Raw genomic sequence first — 15,822 nt, forward strand, 5'->3', positions numbered from 1 at the left:
GAGACACAGAGAAAAAACCTTTTCGAAACTCCGTGTCTCTGTGCCTCCGTGGTAAAGTTTTTTGGGTTTGTGCTATTCATCAATTCAAGATTGAGGTCACTTTATTAATGAAAAAGTTTTTTAGCAGTTTTTTCAACGCGCCATGGTATCCCATTGTCATCAGCGCGTATCCTGTGCTGGCTTTGCTTTCGTCGAATGCGGGGCAGGTGCAATCGAACACAGGGATTCGTCCGCTGTTGGTTTCTGTGGTGTTCGGCGCTTTGTTGTTTTTCATCGTCTGGCTTTTCTTCAAACAAGTGCATCGCGCCGCGTTTTTGACCACCCTGCTGCTGACCTTGTTCTTCACCTATGGCCATGCCTACATCGCTGTTGACGAGAAATGGCCCGATGCCGATTATGCCAAATGGCTGGCGGTGGTTTGGGTGATTCTTTTTGTCCTTGCCGTCTTGTGGGCCACCCGCCCAAAGTGGACCTTCGTTTCTGCGGCGGCAAATTTGAATACGGTTGCCCTCGCTTTGGTCATCATGGCCGCGGCGCAAATTGATTTTTCGAACGGCGTGGGCAATGTGCATCGCGTGGCGTTGGAGAAGGCTCCCATTCAGGAAGACCTGACCCTGCCCGAAAATCCGCCTGATGTGTATTTCTTTCTGCTCGATTCCTATGGCCGCTCTGACCTGCTATACACTGCTTATGGCTTCGATAACAGCGCCTTCGAAAGCCAATTGCAGGAGCGCGGATTTTACATCGCCTCGTGCAGCCAGAGCAATTACGTCCGCACCGAGATTTCGCTGGGTTCCTCGCTCAACATGGCATATTTGCAGGGACTGGACGACGCCTTCGTCCCTGAAAGCACAGCGCGTCGCGTTTTGTGGGATTCGCTTAAGCACAACGCGGTACGCTACAATTTTGAAACGCTGGGGTATGAAACGGTCAACTTTGCCTCAGGCTTTGCCTGGCTGGAGATCACCGATGTAGACCATTTCATGAGTCCGCCGCCTGCTTCTTCGGGGATGAATGAATTCGAAGGCCTGTTCCTGCGAACCACTCTTGCGCGATATGCGCAGGACCTCGGCTGGGTGGATCCTGATTACCTGATGGGCGTAAGTTTCCGCGATCGTTTTACCTACACCTTCGAAAGCATGGACGAGATTTCAGCCATGCCGCAACCCACCTTCGCGTACATGCATTTGATCTCGCCGCATCCGCCGTTCGTGTTCGATCCCGAGGGCAACCCCACTTATCCGCCCGATTTTTGGAACGATCAGCGCATGTATCCCGCTGACATGTACCAAAAGGGATATGTGAATCAATTGCAATATCTCAACAAGAATATGATCGAAGCCGTGGATACCATCCTTGCGAATTCTGATACACCGCCGATCATCATCATTCAAAGCGATCATGGTCCGTGGCTGCAGCCCAAAGACAAACGCATGCGCAATTTCACCGCCATCCTCATGCCTGGCCATGAAGATGTGCTTTACCCCACCATTACCCCCGTCAATATTTTCCGCGTGGTCTTCAATGCCTACTTCGGCGGGAAATATGATATTCTCGAAGATGTCAGTTATTTTTCGCCTGTGCCAAAGTTGTACGAGTTCAGCGAAATCAAAAACCCATGTGCAAATGGAAATTGATGAATGAAAAAAACAGTCCTTCTCACCGCCCCTTATATGCTTCCGTTTCTCGAACGCTTCCGACCCGAGTTCGAGAAATATGATCTTGACCTGATCGTCCCCGATGTGGAAGAAAGAATGGAAGAGGCTGACCTGCTCAAATACGCGGGCCAGTTCGATGGCGCCGTTTGTGGCGATGACCGTTATACAGCGCGCGTCATCGAAGCCTGTTCCCCGCGTTTGAAAGTGATCTCCAAATGGGGGACGGGAGTCGATTCCATCGACGCCGAAGCCTGCTCCCGTTTCAATGTCATTCTCTCCCGAACGCCGAATGCCTTCACCACCCCCGTGGCCGATACGGTTCTGGGATACATGCTGGCCTTCGCCCGCAGAGGCCCGTGGATGGACAGGGAAATGAAGAGCGGAAAATGGGAAAAGATTCCAGGCAAGGCATTAAGCGAACTCACGCTGGGCATTATCGGTATCGGTAACATCGGCAAGGCGGTCACACGCCGCGCCAAAGCCTTCGGTATGAAAGTCCTCGGCACCGACATCGTGGACATTGACCATGTCTTCGTATCTGAATCGGGCATACAAATGACTAATCTCCAATCTCTGCTCTCTGAATCTGATTTCGTCTCTGTCAACTGCGACCTCAATTCCACATCCCATCACCTCATCAATGCAGAAACGCTTTCGATGATGAAGAACACCGCCGTTCTCATCAACACCGCCCGCGGACCCATCGTGGAGGAGCCTGCCCTTGTTGCCGCACTCCGTTCAGGTCAGGTTGGAGGCGCGGCGCTGGATGTCTTCGAATATGAGCCGCTGCCCAAGGATAGTCCGCTCTTGAAGATGGATAACGTCATGCTTGCGCCGCACAATTCCAATTCAAGCCCCACGGCTTGGGAGCGGATTCATTGGAACACGATCAAGAATCTGGTGACAGGGCTGGGACTCGAATACAAGGGCTGAGTTCGTCATGTCCAAATTCCGCTCTGCGCTTCTGTATCTTTTTATTTTTCTATTAGCCGCGCTGGTCCTTGATCTGGGGAATCCGCTTTTCGATAAGCCAGCCAGAGACGGCGGGTTTTTTCTGTATGCAGGTAGTCAGATTCTGAGCGGGAAAATTCCCTATGTGGATTTTTGGGATTCGAAAGGCCCGGCGATCTTTTACATCAATGCGCTGGGATTGTTCCTGGGGCAGGGATCGCGTTGGGGTGTGTGGGGCGTGGAGTTTGTTTTTGTTTTTGCATGGCTTTTCATTTTATATAAAACTATTTTGAAACAATGGCAGCATGGCGCGGCGGTTTTTGGGATCACGCTTGCCGCACTCGGCCTGCGGATCGTGCTCGGCTACGGAAATTACACCGAAGAATACGCGCTGCTGTTCAATGCGCTGGCGTTGTATTTATTTTTTTCTGTGGATGAAAATAAGGGCTGGAAATATTTTGGAATCGGTTTGCTGTTCGGCATTAGCTTTTCTTTTCGCGCCAATAATATCGGCGGGTTGTTTGGGGTTTTGATTGCAATTGCGCTTGCGGGTTTTGTTGGAAATCTTGCACCCCGAACCCTAACCACAGAGACATTGAGTCACGGAGATTTAATGGCTTTTCCTCGGCATCTCCGTGCCTCCGTGGTTCAAAAGTTTTTTTACACGACTTCTATTCGTTCTTGCTGGCTTCGCCGTTCCGCTTTTGCTGTGGGTTTTGTTTTTCCAGATCCACGGCGCGGCATGGGAGATGGTCTTTGCTTCGATCATTTTCAATTTCTCCTACGCCTCGGCCAAAAGCAGGGAATGGCTGGATATCTTCGGCGGTTTTGGGCGGTATGGCATGTCGTGGGTGGGATGGGTCGCTGCTTTGGGGTATGTGCTGACTGGGTATCAGGTGCTTCGCAAGGTGGTTCAGCGTAACCCTCTCGCACCGGTAGATTGGTTTTTGCTGGCGTGGTTTCCGTTCGAAATTCTTTTGAGCAATCTTTCAGGTAGGAATTTTTCACATTACTATATCAGTTGGGCGTTGGCCGTGGCGGTTTATGGTGCGGCGCTTTTTGCCAGTGTTGAGCCGCTTCTCCTGGAATTACAATTTGTGCGAAATTTGCACGACAATTTCAAATTGGGCGCTTCCCTGCTTTTGATATTGGGATTCCTCGTGGTCTTTTCGAACTCTGTAAAAAGATACGGTGAGACATTTTCGAGGCTATTTTCAAATCAACGCCTTGAATATTCCGACCCGCTTTCTGAAACGATTCGGGCAAACACGCAGAAGGACGACCTCGTATTAACGTGGTATCCTGAAACGACTCTGAATTTTATGGCGGGGCGTGCCTCACCTGTGAAGTATGTTTACTATCCGTTGTTTCTTGAGGGGACGCTGCCGCCCGGGGCTGAGACCAGTTACCTCGAAGGCCTGACCAGTCGTCGGCCAGAAATGATCGTGGACTGTTCGCGGGCGGTGGATGCGATTCCGTCGCTGGACCCTGCTGCGCGGGAGGATCAATTCTCGAAGCCCGGAGTCAAAAAGAAAATGTATTTTCAACCTGGCATGGAAGAGATATTTGCCTTCGTGGCTGAGAATTACCACGTGGAAACTTCTGTGGAAGGTTGTTTTATCTTTCGATTGAATTTGGAATAAAAAAATGGACACACAAAAATTCGTTCTCATCACTGGCGCGGCAGGTGGAATTGGCCGCGCGACCGTCAATCTGTTTTTTGAAAAAGGCTGGCATGTGGTCGGCATTGACCGATCGGATTTCGGCGAAGGTTTTCCTGCCAACGGTCTTTTCGTGCGTTCGGATATCTCTCGCCCGGAAGATATGCAGGCCATTTTTGAAAAGGTCAGCGCGGTGACCGATTCGCTTGATGCGCTGGTGAACAATGCCGCGATGCAGATTGCCAAGCCGCTGGTGGAGACCACCGTTGAAGAATGGGATGCGGTGATGAATGCAAACCTGCGTTCGGTGTTTCTTGGCGTCAAACTTGCGCATCCGTTGTTGAAGGCGCGCGGTGGGGCGGCGGTGGTGAATGTATCGTCGGTGCATGCGATTCAGACCTCGGCAAATATTGCCGCCTATGCGGCTTCGAAAGGCGGAATGCTTGCGTTGACCCGCGCGATGGCAATTGAGTTCGCGCCGGATAATATCCGCGCCAATGCCATTCTGCCCGGTGCGGTGGATACGCCCATGCTGCGCGCTGGCCTCGGGCGCGGACATGTCGGTCACGGCGATATGCAGGAAAGGCTTGATAACCTCGCCCGCAAAACGGTCAACGGGCGGGTGGGGACGCCTGAAGAGATCGCCCATGCCATTTATTTCCTCGCGGATAATCAGCAATCGTCCTTTATGACAGGTCAGGCGCTGGTGGTGGATGGCGGCGCAACGGCGAGATTAAGCACGGAGTAAAAATCTTGGTAGGAGCCATTTTTCCTTTGAGTCTTTGGGTTTTTCGGTGAAAAGCAGGTGTCGAATCAATGAGAAAACGATCCCGTAAAACCAAATCGCCGACTACTAAGGCTTATGTTCTTCCGTCACGAAAAACACTTGTGCGGATCCTGTTCTTTTTGAACGCCGCACTCTGGCTCGGCTATGTGATTTACATTTATTACGACATGGCGATTGTCAACAAGAACCTGACCTCAGCCGATATTGTGTCGCTTTTTGTCTTCGTCAATGCGGTGTTGATGTTCGTCAGCGGCTGGCAGCTTGCAAAGAACGAAAGTTGGGCTTATTACCTTGCCATGGTTGTGGTTGGCATTAACCTGCTTTTGACTTTGCTGAACATTCTGGATATGTTTTTCCTCGGCGTATTTTTACTCGACCTGTTCATTCTCTTGAGCCTGATTCCCATTCGTAAGAGCTATCTGTCAAATTCATAAAAACCAATGAAACAAACTCTGAAATCCCTCCTTCCTGAATCCATGTTGCAAACGGCGCGAAACGCCTACGACGCCGTCCGCCGTATTCCGCAATTGCCCGATGCGTATTTTCATCCGTGGCGGCGCGAAAGCATTCGCCGCCTTGCTGCGCTCAAGGATGTTCATAAAGGCCAGCGTGCCTTCATCATCGGCAACGGTCCCAGCCTGAAACAGACTGACCTCACCAAGCTGAAGAACGAATTCACCTTCGGGATGAATCGCATCTATTTGCTGTTCCCCGAACTCGGATTCAACACCACCTACTTCTGCTCCATCAACGACCTTGTCATCGAGCAATTCAGCGATGATATCCTCGCGCTGCCCATGCCGAAATTTCTCGCGTGGCGTTCGCATCGTCATTTTTCCAAAAACCTGCAACTAGCAAACATTCCAACTTTTTTATACACCACTTACACAGGTCCGCGTTTTACTCCTGATGTGCGCTGGCGCTTGTGGGAGGGCGCAACTGTCACGAACTTTGCCTTGCAACTGGCATTTCACATGGGTTTCGAAAAAGTCATTCTCATCGGTGTGGATCACAACTTCACCTCGAAGGGCGATGCAAACAAGACCGTCGTTTCGCAGGGCGATGACCCGAATCATTTTTCGCCGAACTACTTTGCCAAGGGGTTCAAATGGCAATTGCCCGACCTCGACACCTCAGAAATCGGCTACAACTTTGCGCGCGAGTCCTATCGAAAAGCAGGCCGCGAAGTGCTGGATGCGACCGTCGGCGGCAAGCTGACCATCTTCCCAAAAGTGGACTACAATTCGCTCTTCTAATTTGATGAAAACCTCGCCTCCTTCTCGACCCGCAAACTGGTTCGTCGCCTTTATCATTCTCCTCACCCTGGGCGGACTCCTCCGACTCCTCGACCTCACCGATCCTCCGTTGGATTTCCAGCCGTCACGTCAGCTCCGCAATTCATTGGTGGCGCGTGATATTTACTATTCATTGTTACCAACTGCCACCACGGAACAAAAAGAATTGGCATCCTCCTTCGCCCGCTCGGTTGGACAGTACGAACCGCCCGTCATTGAATCCATTGTGGCGGTGACGTTTCTAGCCACTGGTGGAGAGAATTTCATTGCCGCGCGCATTTGGGAGAGTCTCTTCTGGTTGGCGGCGGGTGTGGCATTGTTTGACTTAATGCGTCGCGCGGTTTCTCCGTGGGCGGCGGTGGTTGCGATCGCTTTTTATTTTGTCCTGCCGTTTTCGGTGCAGGCCAGCCGTTCCTTTCAACCCGATCCGCTCATGACAGCGGCGTTTATTGCTGGGATTTATTTCCTCTATCGCTGGTCTGAGGAGCAGGCTTGGAAGTGGGCAATTCTTGCGGGCGTTTTCTTTGGATTTGCCACGTTCGTCAAAATTGTCATCGCTTTTTTCGTGGGTGCTGCTGCGATTGCAATGGTCCTTTTCACGCTCAAAAAAGATTTTTGGAAATCGAAACAGGTTTGGGCCATGGCGGCGATCATGGTTGTGCCTGCCTTCCTCTTTTATATTTTGCTCAATCAGGGCCGCTCCACCGAATATTTCTTCGCGTGGACTGTGACACTGATCAAACTCATCACCAGCGCAGATTTTTATTCCAAATGGCTGGCTTTCGTTGGCAGTATCTTTGGGCTGACGATGATTTTCCTCAGCCTGGCAGGTGCACTGATCGCAACTCCGCGCTTGAGGTGGCTGCTAATTAGTTTGTGGGTGGGGTATGTGCTTTACGGCTTGACTCTGCCGTTTCAGATGTACACACACAGTTATTATCATATTCAACTGATCCCCATCATTGCGCTTGGATTGGCTTCGGCGCTGAATCCGCTGCTTGAAAGCGTGGCAGGCCAAAGTTCGGTGGGACGCGTGGGTTTCATCGCGTTGGTCATCGCTGTGATCGGGTATCAATCATGGGTGGCGCGTTCCGTTTTGATCGCAGAGGATTTTCGTCATGAGCCTGCTTTTTGGAAACAGGTCGGCGATGCGATTCCCGCGAATACCGATGTCATCGCGTTGACGCAGGATTATGGTTATCGTTTGATGTTGTTCGGCTGGCGCAAGGTGAGTTTGTGGCCGTTGAGCACGGGCCTGAGCGAAGCGCGCGGCGGCGAGCAGGATGCTGCGGGCGATTTCGCAGACCTGACCGAGGGCAAAGAATATTTTCTTGTGACGGCTTCGGGACAGTTGGAAAAACAGCCCGACCTGAAAAAGATTTTGGCACAGTATCCTATTGCCGCAGAAGGTGATGGATATGTGTTGTTTGATTTGCGAAAATGACTCTCGTTTCCATCATTACCCCATCCTACAACCAGGCCGCATATCTTGAGCAGACGATTCTTTCCGTGCTGAATCAGGATTATGCGCCCATTGAATATATCGTTGTGGATGGCGCTTCGAAAGATGCAAGCGTGGAGATCATCAAAAAATACGCGGACCGATTGGCTTATTGGGTTTCGGAAAAAGACGGGGGACAAGCAGAGGCGATCAATAAAGGCTTTGCTCGTGCAACGGGCGAGATCATTGCATGGCTGAATTCAGATGATTATTACCTTGAGGGTGCAGTGAGCGCGGCGGTAAAAATATTTGAAGCCAACCCTGATGTTGTGCTGGTGTACGGAAACATGCTCGCTGTGGATGAACACGGAAAAACCTTTAACACGCTGACCTACAAGCAACTGACTTTGGAAGATTTACTTTGCTTCCAGATCATCGGTCAACCTGCTGTTTTCATGCGCCGCTCTGCGTTGCAAAAAACGAATGGCCTTGATGCCACTTTCCACTTTCTACTCGACCATTTCCTCTGGATTCAACTTGCCCAGCACGGAAAAATTTTGCACGCGAATCAAACCTGGGCCGCGGCGCGTTACCATGCCGAGGCAAAGAACCGCGCCAAAGCCGCCGAATTTGGACGTGAGGCTTTTCGAATTTTGGATTCCGTAATGCAAGATAAAAAGCTTGCGCCCGTTCTTGCAACAGTGATCCGCCGTGCCCGCGCCTCTGCCCATCGCGTGGATGCGCGTTACCTGCTTGATGGCGGCCAGCCCACCGCTGCACTCTCGGCGTGGATGTGTGCGCTTTTCATCCATCCGCCAACGGCTCTGGCACGGATGAATCTTTTTGTCTCTGCGATTTTGAATTTGTTCGGTTTGGGGAAGTTGCGCTCAATGATCTTGCAAATCCGCGAGGCACGGCATAAAGCTTAGGAAATATGTATAAACAAAATGGTGGATGAACATTTAATGTTCATCCACCATTTTGTCCTTTAAAAGGGTCCCGCCGCTCATCAGCATGGGGGGGACATGCAAATCAAGCGGCGGGGGACACCTAGATACCAGTAAAAGGGAGGGCAGGTGTCGATGGCTAGAATATACACCTGAATTGTCTAAATAACATTAATATAAGATTAGAATGTGGAGCGACTTTGTCCTATTTAGTACTTTTGCCTTGGAAGATTTCGAGCCACTCATCCACTTCGGCGGCTGTAAGTTTCCCTTTTTCTGTAGTTGCTGGGGGGGAGGCGCTTATCGTTTTTTTGAGCAATTTTGCAAAGGTTTCAGAGGAAATGGCTTCAGCTTGAACGACATGCGCTGAGCTTTGCACCTCCCTGTCAGATGAAACCACGACCCAGTTTTTTGCTGCCTTCCCCATTTTGTTCAAGCGTGCGCGGATGGCACTGTCAGCGGTTTGCCCGGCGCGGATGAAATGCATCTTAATGCCACCCAGACTCCGCGTCCCGGCTTGACCGGGCGGCGCGCCGTCAAAATAAACTTCCACTGGCTGCCGTTTGATGCGGGCAAAATCCTGTAGAAGGCGGGCAAGTTCCAATTCATCGTTGGGTGAATCGAGTCTTAATCCCACTTTTGGAATCAGGTTATGTCCATCGATCAAATAGGGCATGACTTGAATTTTACCCTTGAATCAAGACGGGCACGGCGTTACCGTGCCCGTATCCTTTGCGCTGCGATTTGGCATTAAGCCGTTTCAAGCACTTTGGTCGTTACATTGAATGTAGGCGGGTTTTCCAGGGTCTTCTTCACTTTGCACAATTCTGCTGAGCGCACTAGCGCGTCGTAATACTGTGCGGGGAAGGTGGGGGGAACTTGAATCTCAAGCTCGATCTCATCGACCATGCCATTCGTCGCGTTCGCATGATTGCGCTGCACGATTCGAATCCCTTCGGTGGGTAGGTTGCGCTGACGGCAGAAGCCGAGCACATAAATCCCTGCACAGGTTCCGATCGAAGCGAGAAACACTTCGAAAGGCATCGGTGCGGAATCGGCGGGCGGTTGGTCAGTGGCTATGGTGTGCCCACGAAAGTGCGCATCAACTCTTGAACCGCCGGGAAAATCAATCAACATCTCCATGAGGAGCCTCCAGAATAATTAGTTTTGTGTCACAAATAATTGACAACTTGCGCACAAAAAATATTACCTCCTTTCAGACTGAAATCCGTATATCAAGTGTCCTCAAAATTCCTTAATCATGAGGATGTATAATTGAACTACTCAGAAAAGGAGATCTAAATGACAGAAAAGAAACCCTCCGAAATCATGGTCAGCCAACAGGGCGGCGTGGTGCGTAACGTGATCAACCAGCTCAAGCTCATCTTTCGTCTGATGGGCGACAAACGTGTCAGTGTACTTGCCAAAGCCATTCCCCTCGGTGCTTTTGCCTATCTGCTTTTTCCTGCCGATCTTGCGCCGAACATTGCCCTGCCCGTCATTGGCGTTTTGGATGATGCCGCCATTCTGTGGCTCGGTTCCTATGTCTTTACCGAACTTTGCCCCCCCGAAGTGGTTGCCGAACATATGAAGGCGCTTTCCGCGAATATCAATCCCGATGCTGCCCAGGATGATGTGGTGGATGCCGAAACCACGGAAGTCAACGACAAACAACCCTAATGAAGCGACTCTTAATTCTATTGACTCTGCCAATCCTTGCCTGTGGAGGATTGGCAGAGTCTGTTGTATCGACGGTTACGCCTCAAACCGCGCTGACAGTTGCTGCGGCTCCCCAAACAGAATCTCCCCCTGTGGTTGACACTGCTACTGCGTCCCCAACAATTGTCCCAACCGAGACGGCTACATCCAATGCCAGCGCCTTTCCCAACGCCGACGATTATCAATGGACCCCCATCGCCAGCGGACTAAAACGCCCCGTGGATATTCAGTCCGCCAACGACGGCAGCGGACGATTGTTCATTATCGAAAAGTACGGTGTCATCCGCGTGTATGAAAATGGACAACTGCTCACCGCCCCGTTCCTCGATATCACTGATCGTGTTAATGACAGCGGCAACGAAATGGGACTGCTTGGTTTTGCATTCCACCCCGATTACGAACAGAACGGATATTTCTACGTCAATTACACGGGCGATGGCGGCGATACCCGCATCTCGCGTTTTCAGGCGAGCGGCAATAGCGCAGACAATTCCAGCGAAAAGATTCTTTTGGTGATCGCACAGCCTTATCCAAATCACAATGGCGGCGCGGTGGCCTTCGGTCCGGATGGGAATCTTTACCTTGCCCTTGGCGATGGCGGCCTTGCCGGTGACCCCCACAAGAATGGACAGAACACAACGTCCCTGCTCGGAAAGATTCTGCGCATCGATATAGATAACGGCGACCCCTATCTCATCCCGTCCGATAACCCATTCGGAAATGAAGTCTGGGCGTATGGGTTGCGCAATCCCTGGCGCATCTCGTTTGACCGTGTCACGGGTGATTTGTGGATCGGCGATGTGGGGCAGGGCGATTGGGAGGAGATCGATTATCTCTCCGCTGGTTCTGCAGGCGGCGCGAATTTCGGCTGGTCTATCATGGAGGGTAGTTATGGCTATGATGGGGCCGCCCAGCCTGGCATGTTGCTCCCCGCGGTTGAATACAGCCATAACGAAGGTGGCTGCTCCGTCACTGGCGGTTATGTGTATCGCGGTGCGATGTCTGAATGGAATGGTATTTATTTGTATGCGGATTATTGTTTGGGAACTGTTTGGGGGCTGATCCTGTCAGATGGTCAGTGGCAGTCTCAGGTCCTGTTTGAAACGGGTGTGACCATCACCACGTTTGGGCAGGATGAGTCCGGTGAAATTTATCTGGCAAGTGACAGTGGCAACATCTATCACCTTACAAAAAAATAAGGACATATCACATCCACAATAGGTGTTTTGTCATAGGAGTTTGTGACGCCTGTCACTGGCATGACAGGCGTTTTTGTTTTAAACTAGCTTCATCAGAGTACGGAGGCAGATATGGCAGAAAAGATTTGGCAAGTTGAAAAAATCAAATACTGCGAACATGTAGGGCACGAAGTTTCGATCGAAGATCAAGTCGTGTATCCCGCTGAACATCTGCCTGACCAGCCGCCGCGTATTGTTGCTCACCGCTGTTCCAATTCCCTGGAATGCAACATGCTCGAAAAAGCAACCTGCGCCCTCTGCGGCACGAACCCTGATCTTGACCCTGTGTAATTGAGCAATCGCAAATTGCTCTTCCAAACTCTCTCCTCCCTCTGAGTTGGTCTATTGGCTGCACCGCGTGAGAACGCGGTGTATGCCGTTAAAAGGGGATGCTTGCTCGATAGTGCGTTGCCCATCACCTCAGTCCGCTTATTTATAACTCTTTCAAAAATCTCTCCACGCTTTCATCGGCGGGGGAGTTTTTTACTTCCTGCGGTTTTCCCACCTGTTTCAATTCACCATTGATGATCACTGCCACGCGGTCGCCCATTTGCGCGGCTTCCTTCAAGTTGTGTGTGACGATGATGGTGGTGCGATGATCGTGTGACAGCAGTGTGGAAAGGTCCTGCAATAATTGCGCGCGTGTCTGCGGATCGACCGCCGAGAACGGTTCATCCATCAAAAGCAATTCAGGATCGAGGACAAAAGCCCGCGCCAGACTCACTCTCTGCGCTTCGCCACCTGACAATTGGCCTGCCCGTCGTTTCGACAGAGAATCCACCCCCATGGATTTCATCCATTTTTCCGCGCGCGCCTGCGATTCGGATTTATCCGTGCCGCGGAATTTCAAACCGAGGGCCACGTTTTCCTCCACCGACATATCCATTAATAACGGATCTTGAAAAACAAAAGCGATCTTTCGTCGGTATTCCAGATCGTTCCATTCGCGCAGGGATTTGCCGCCGTATTTCACGTCGCCGCTGGCGGGCTTTAGCAGATGCGCGAGGGTCAATAGCAGCGTACTTTTCCCTGAACCGTTGGGACCGACGATCGCCAGCGTTTCGCCGCGCGGAATATCCAAAGACTCAACATGGAGCGCATCGCGTTGGTTGCGCTGAACTTTCAGGTCTTTGATCTCGATGAGGTTTGTCATTTTTGTTTCGTTCATCGTCTTTGCCCTTTTTGTTGTACCCAGGTCAGGGCAAGGTTGATGAGGTAGGTAATTACAAGCAGTAACGCACTCAATGCCAGTGCACGCTCGAATTCACCTTTGCTGGTTTCGAGGACGATTGCTGTTGTCAGCACACGAGTCTGCCCGCGGATATTTCCGCCGACCATCATTGATGCACCAACTTCTGAAATGACGGAACCGAAGCCCGCCATAAGAGCGGCCAAAAGCGGTAATCGCGCCTCCCGCCACAGGTGCCAGATCATTTGCATGCGGGAAGCGCCCAGCCCCAGCAATTGCTGCTGTAAGCGCGGATCAAGCGCCGCCAGCGCAGCCGCCGTCAACCCAATGACCACAGGGGCGGAGATGATCGTCTGGGCGATGACGATGGCCCACGGTGTGTAAATGAGTCGCAGACTTCCCAACGGCCCGCTGCGCCAGAGGGTCATCGCCACGACAAGCCCCACCACAACGGGCGGCAGTGCCATGCCCGTGTTGACAATACTGAGGATGAAGGAACGTCCACGGAAACTGCCGAGCGCCAGCCATGTACCCAAAGGCAGACCGATCAGCAGGCTGACGAGGGTGGCAATAGTCGAGACTTGCAGGGAGAGAGCGGTGATTTCAAAAATATCAGACATGGAGATCAAAGTATACAGGTAAATAAGTAGACACGTAAACATCAAGGAAGTTGTTTACGTGTCTACTTTGGTTAGATATTTTTACTTTTACAGCCCTAGATCCGCGTCGGTCTTGTCGGCATCGGGGTAGAAAAGCGGCTGGCCGAATTTGTCCATGCCGAATTCGGCGATGACTGCCTGGGTGGCGGGATCAGTGATGAATTTGGCGAAGGCCATGGCACCATCATAATTGACCGCTGTCCACTTATCAGGGTTGACGGTGATGACATGATAAACGTTCAACAGGGCATTGTTGCCTTCGAGCAAAATTTCAAGCTGGAGGTTGGCTTTGTTGGCGAGGTAGGTGGCGCGGTCGGTGAGGATGTAGGCACCCTTTTCAGAAGCGACGGTGAGCGATGCACCCATGCCTTGGCCTGTTTCGATGAACCAGGCGGGCTTTTCAGTGCGTGGATCGAGTTCGGCCTTGGTCCAGAAGCTGACTTCCTTCTTGTGTGTGCCGGAGTCATCGCCGCGGGAGACGAAAGGCGCGCCAGCGTTGTAGATGGCAACGAAAGCGTCCTTGGGGCCGAGACCTTTGATGCCAGCAGGGTCAGCGGCGGGGCCGACGATGATGTAGTCATTGTGCATGACGAGCATGCGATCCTTGCCGAAGCCGCCATCCATGAAGGTCACTTCGGAAGAGGGGGCATGGACGAGCAATACATCGGCATTGCCTTCTTCGCCCATCTTGAGGGCTTCACCAGTGCCGACGGCGATGGTCTGCACGGTGTACCCACTCTGTTCTTCAAAAATGGGGACGAGTACATCCAGCAAGCCTGAATCCTGTGTGGAGGTTGTGGTGGCGAGAATCAGGTTGGGGTTGGCGGGCGCGGCAGCGGGCGCTTCGGTGGGAGCCTCGGTTGGGGCTTCAGTAGCCGGTGCCTCAGTTGCAACCGGTGCTTCTGTGGCAGGGGCAGCTGTCGGGGCGGGTGATCCGCAGGCGGATAAAGCAATCGCCAGGATCAATCCGAGTGTCAATAAAATGTTGCGTGTTTGTTTCATTTTTCTATTCCTCACTTTTCAGATTTTGGTGACATACGATGGATGCCCAGCACGATCAACGCGCCGATCAATCCACCGATCATCCCGAAGAAGAAATGGCTGACGAATGGGAAGGCCACTCCGTAGCGGAAGGAGCCGAACGGCCAGCCAGTAATCAGGTTCATCGTTAGTTGGCCGACGGGTTTTGTGGCATGAGCCAGTCCGCCAAGTACCATCATGAACCAGAGTTTGTTTGCATAACGCGGAAGATAGCGATAGGCGATATCCATGACAGGGCCGGGCAACAGATAGAACAGCCAGGTAAATGGATTCTCGCCTTGTAAAAACGGCAGCGTGGATGCAAACGAAGCACCGATGCTTGTGAGCGAGCCCGCGCCACGAAAGCGCGAAGACGCGCGCCCGATGATCATCAAAGCCATCCACTCGATTCCGTGATGCCCGGGCATGCCAAGCGAAAGATCGTAGGCGCGGTGCAGAACCACGGCCGTCACGCCGCCACCGATCAGGAGTAGTGCTTCCCACCAGGGGAGCGCCCACTCAGTTGGAAAGCTTTTTGATATATTCTTTAGGGATGATGTGCCATTCATGATTGATCTCCTCAACATATAATGTGGCCTTGCCTTCACGCAGAACAGGACGCACCCATTCTCCAACGTCAACGATGGTTTTGGTATGCAGATCCACATGGCTCAATGTACACACGCGGTCCACGTGACCTCTTGCATAAATTTCTGAAACGGGATATTTGCCTTTTAGATCACGCAGTCCGGGCAGCCACAGGAAGCGACCGTCATTACCAGCGCGATGCAGCCCCACTGCGGATAATGCGCCGATGATGCCACCGTGTGTGCCTGTGAGACCGACGAGTCTTATTCCAGACTGTGAAGCTGTTTGCTCCGCCTCAAGCATGGTCAGCACTGTGAGTTTTGCGCGGCTGGCGAAAGACAGCACACATTTGTCGATCACATCCCATTTGGCGAGAGCCAGTCCCGCATCGGAGCCTTGGGCGCTTTCACGCAGCAGGAATTCCTGCGCGGCTTCCCAAACGTCATCGGGCTTGTTCGTTTCAACAGATAAACAGGCTGAACTATTGTGAGAGGTGTATGGAATCTGCGGATCCACCAGCAATTGATGGCGTGTGATGCCAAGCGGTGAAACCAGTTGATTCTCGGTCAGCCAATCTGCGAGTTGACGAACACGATGGCCTGTGCCGCGTGATTCGAGATTATCGGTGTCGTCAATTCCTATCAGATAATGCATTCCTTCACCTTTTTT

The 15,822-nt window shown here is 51.9% G+C and carries 19 protein-coding genes; 12 read left to right on the forward strand and 7 right to left on the reverse strand.

Features of this window, described 5'->3' with window-relative positions:
- Positions 1–107 precede the first annotated feature (107 nt).
- From IPI86_RS20955 to IPI86_RS20995, 9 genes are all read left to right on the forward strand, one after another.
- Entirely contained in the window at positions 108–1,637 is a 1,530-nt protein-coding gene (locus IPI86_RS20955; RefSeq protein WP_345299970.1) for a hypothetical protein, read from the forward strand.
- A 3-nt stretch (positions 1,638–1,640) separates the two neighbouring features.
- A complete protein-coding gene (locus tag IPI86_RS20960; protein ID WP_345299971.1) occupies positions 1,641–2,591 on the forward strand; it encodes a phosphoglycerate dehydrogenase in 951 nt (316 codons plus the stop codon).
- Positions 2,592–2,598: 7 nt separating this feature from the next.
- A complete protein-coding gene (locus tag IPI86_RS20965) occupies positions 2,599–3,531 on the forward strand; it encodes a glycosyltransferase family 39 protein (RefSeq protein WP_345299972.1) in 933 nt (310 codons plus the stop codon).
- Positions 3,452–4,252 carry a hypothetical protein gene (locus IPI86_RS20970; protein ID WP_345299973.1) on the forward strand — a complete coding sequence of 267 codons (801 nt, stop codon included), beginning with the start codon at positions 3,452–3,454 and terminating at the stop codon, positions 4,250–4,252. The genes IPI86_RS20965 and IPI86_RS20970 overlap by 80 nt, the downstream gene beginning before the upstream one ends.
- Positions 4,253–4,256: 4 nt before the next feature.
- Positions 4,257–5,018: an SDR family oxidoreductase gene (locus IPI86_RS20975; protein ID WP_345299974.1), complete on the forward strand. Its 762-nt coding sequence runs from the start codon at positions 4,257–4,259 to the stop codon at positions 5,016–5,018.
- Between the two features lie 68 nt (positions 5,019–5,086).
- A complete protein-coding gene (locus IPI86_RS20980; RefSeq protein ID WP_345299975.1) occupies positions 5,087–5,491 on the forward strand; it encodes a hypothetical protein in 405 nt (134 codons plus the stop codon).
- Between the two features lie 6 nt (positions 5,492–5,497).
- Positions 5,498–6,313, forward strand: coding sequence for a 6-hydroxymethylpterin diphosphokinase MptE-like protein (locus IPI86_RS20985; RefSeq protein WP_345299976.1), 816 nt, complete (start codon positions 5,498–5,500; stop codon positions 6,311–6,313).
- Between the two features lie 4 nt (positions 6,314–6,317).
- Positions 6,318–7,796 (forward strand): glycosyltransferase family 39 protein, encoded by a 1,479-nt coding sequence (locus IPI86_RS20990; RefSeq protein WP_345299977.1) that lies wholly within the window; start codon positions 6,318–6,320, stop codon positions 7,794–7,796.
- Entirely contained in the window at positions 7,793–8,722 is a 930-nt protein-coding gene (locus IPI86_RS20995) for a glycosyltransferase family 2 protein (RefSeq protein WP_345299978.1), read from the forward strand. The genes IPI86_RS20990 and IPI86_RS20995 overlap by 4 nt, the downstream gene beginning before the upstream one ends.
- Before the next feature lie 223 nt (positions 8,723–8,945).
- Here IPI86_RS20995 and IPI86_RS21000 read toward each other — a convergent pair whose 3' ends face one another.
- Together IPI86_RS21000 and IPI86_RS21005 are read right to left on the reverse strand one after the other, a co-directional pair.
- Positions 8,946–9,416, reverse strand: coding sequence for an NYN domain-containing protein (locus tag IPI86_RS21000; protein WP_345299979.1), 471 nt, complete (start codon positions 9,414–9,416; stop codon positions 8,946–8,948).
- Between the two features lie 74 nt (positions 9,417–9,490).
- A complete protein-coding gene (locus IPI86_RS21005; RefSeq protein ID WP_345299980.1) occupies positions 9,491–9,883 on the reverse strand; it encodes an OsmC family protein in 393 nt (130 codons plus the stop codon).
- Positions 9,884–10,042: 159 nt separating this feature from the next.
- Between IPI86_RS21005 and IPI86_RS21010 the strand changes: the two genes are divergently transcribed.
- The 3 genes from IPI86_RS21010 (at position 10,043) to IPI86_RS21020 (ending at position 11,988) form a co-directional block, all read left to right on the forward strand.
- On the forward strand, positions 10,043–10,420 hold the full coding sequence (locus IPI86_RS21010) for a DUF1232 domain-containing protein (RefSeq protein WP_345299981.1): 378 nt from the start codon (positions 10,043–10,045) through the stop codon (positions 10,418–10,420).
- A complete protein-coding gene (locus IPI86_RS21015; protein WP_345299982.1) occupies positions 10,420–11,658 on the forward strand; it encodes a PQQ-dependent sugar dehydrogenase in 1,239 nt (412 codons plus the stop codon). The genes IPI86_RS21010 and IPI86_RS21015 overlap by 1 nt, the downstream gene beginning before the upstream one ends.
- A gap of 111 nt (positions 11,659–11,769) precedes the next feature.
- Positions 11,770–11,988: a hypothetical protein gene (locus tag IPI86_RS21020; protein ID WP_345299983.1), complete on the forward strand. Its 219-nt coding sequence runs from the start codon at positions 11,770–11,772 to the stop codon at positions 11,986–11,988.
- Positions 11,989–12,130: 142 nt separating this feature from the next.
- Here IPI86_RS21020 and IPI86_RS21025 read toward each other — a convergent pair whose 3' ends face one another.
- The 5 genes from IPI86_RS21025 to IPI86_RS21045 all read right to left on the reverse strand — a co-directional run bounded on the left by IPI86_RS21025 (position 12,131) and on the right by IPI86_RS21045 (position 15,807).
- Entirely contained in the window at positions 12,131–12,850 is a 720-nt protein-coding gene (locus IPI86_RS21025) for an ATP-binding cassette domain-containing protein (RefSeq protein WP_345299984.1), read from the reverse strand.
- Positions 12,851–12,861: 11 nt separating this feature from the next.
- On the reverse strand, positions 12,862–13,506 hold the full coding sequence (locus tag IPI86_RS21030; protein WP_345299985.1) for an ABC transporter permease: 645 nt from the start codon (positions 13,504–13,506) through the stop codon (positions 12,862–12,864).
- A gap of 87 nt (positions 13,507–13,593) precedes the next feature.
- On the reverse strand, positions 13,594–14,547 hold the full coding sequence (locus tag IPI86_RS21035) for a substrate-binding domain-containing protein (RefSeq protein ID WP_345299986.1): 954 nt from the start codon (positions 14,545–14,547) through the stop codon (positions 13,594–13,596).
- An 11-nt stretch (positions 14,548–14,558) separates the two neighbouring features.
- Positions 14,559–15,134, reverse strand: a complete 576-nt coding sequence (locus tag IPI86_RS21040; protein WP_345299987.1) for a hypothetical protein — start codon at positions 15,132–15,134, stop codon at positions 14,559–14,561.
- Positions 15,085–15,807 (reverse strand): ABC transporter substrate-binding protein, encoded by a 723-nt coding sequence (locus IPI86_RS21045; RefSeq protein WP_345299988.1) that lies wholly within the window; start codon positions 15,805–15,807, stop codon positions 15,085–15,087. The genes IPI86_RS21040 and IPI86_RS21045 overlap by 50 nt, the downstream gene beginning before the upstream one ends.
- Positions 15,808–15,822: the final 15 nt, after the last annotated feature.

Origin of the sequence: Candidatus Villigracilis affinis (genome assembly GCF_016705895.1) — a bacterium.
Taxonomy (GTDB): domain Bacteria; phylum Chloroflexota; class Anaerolineae; order Anaerolineales; family Villigracilaceae; genus Villigracilis; species Villigracilis affinis.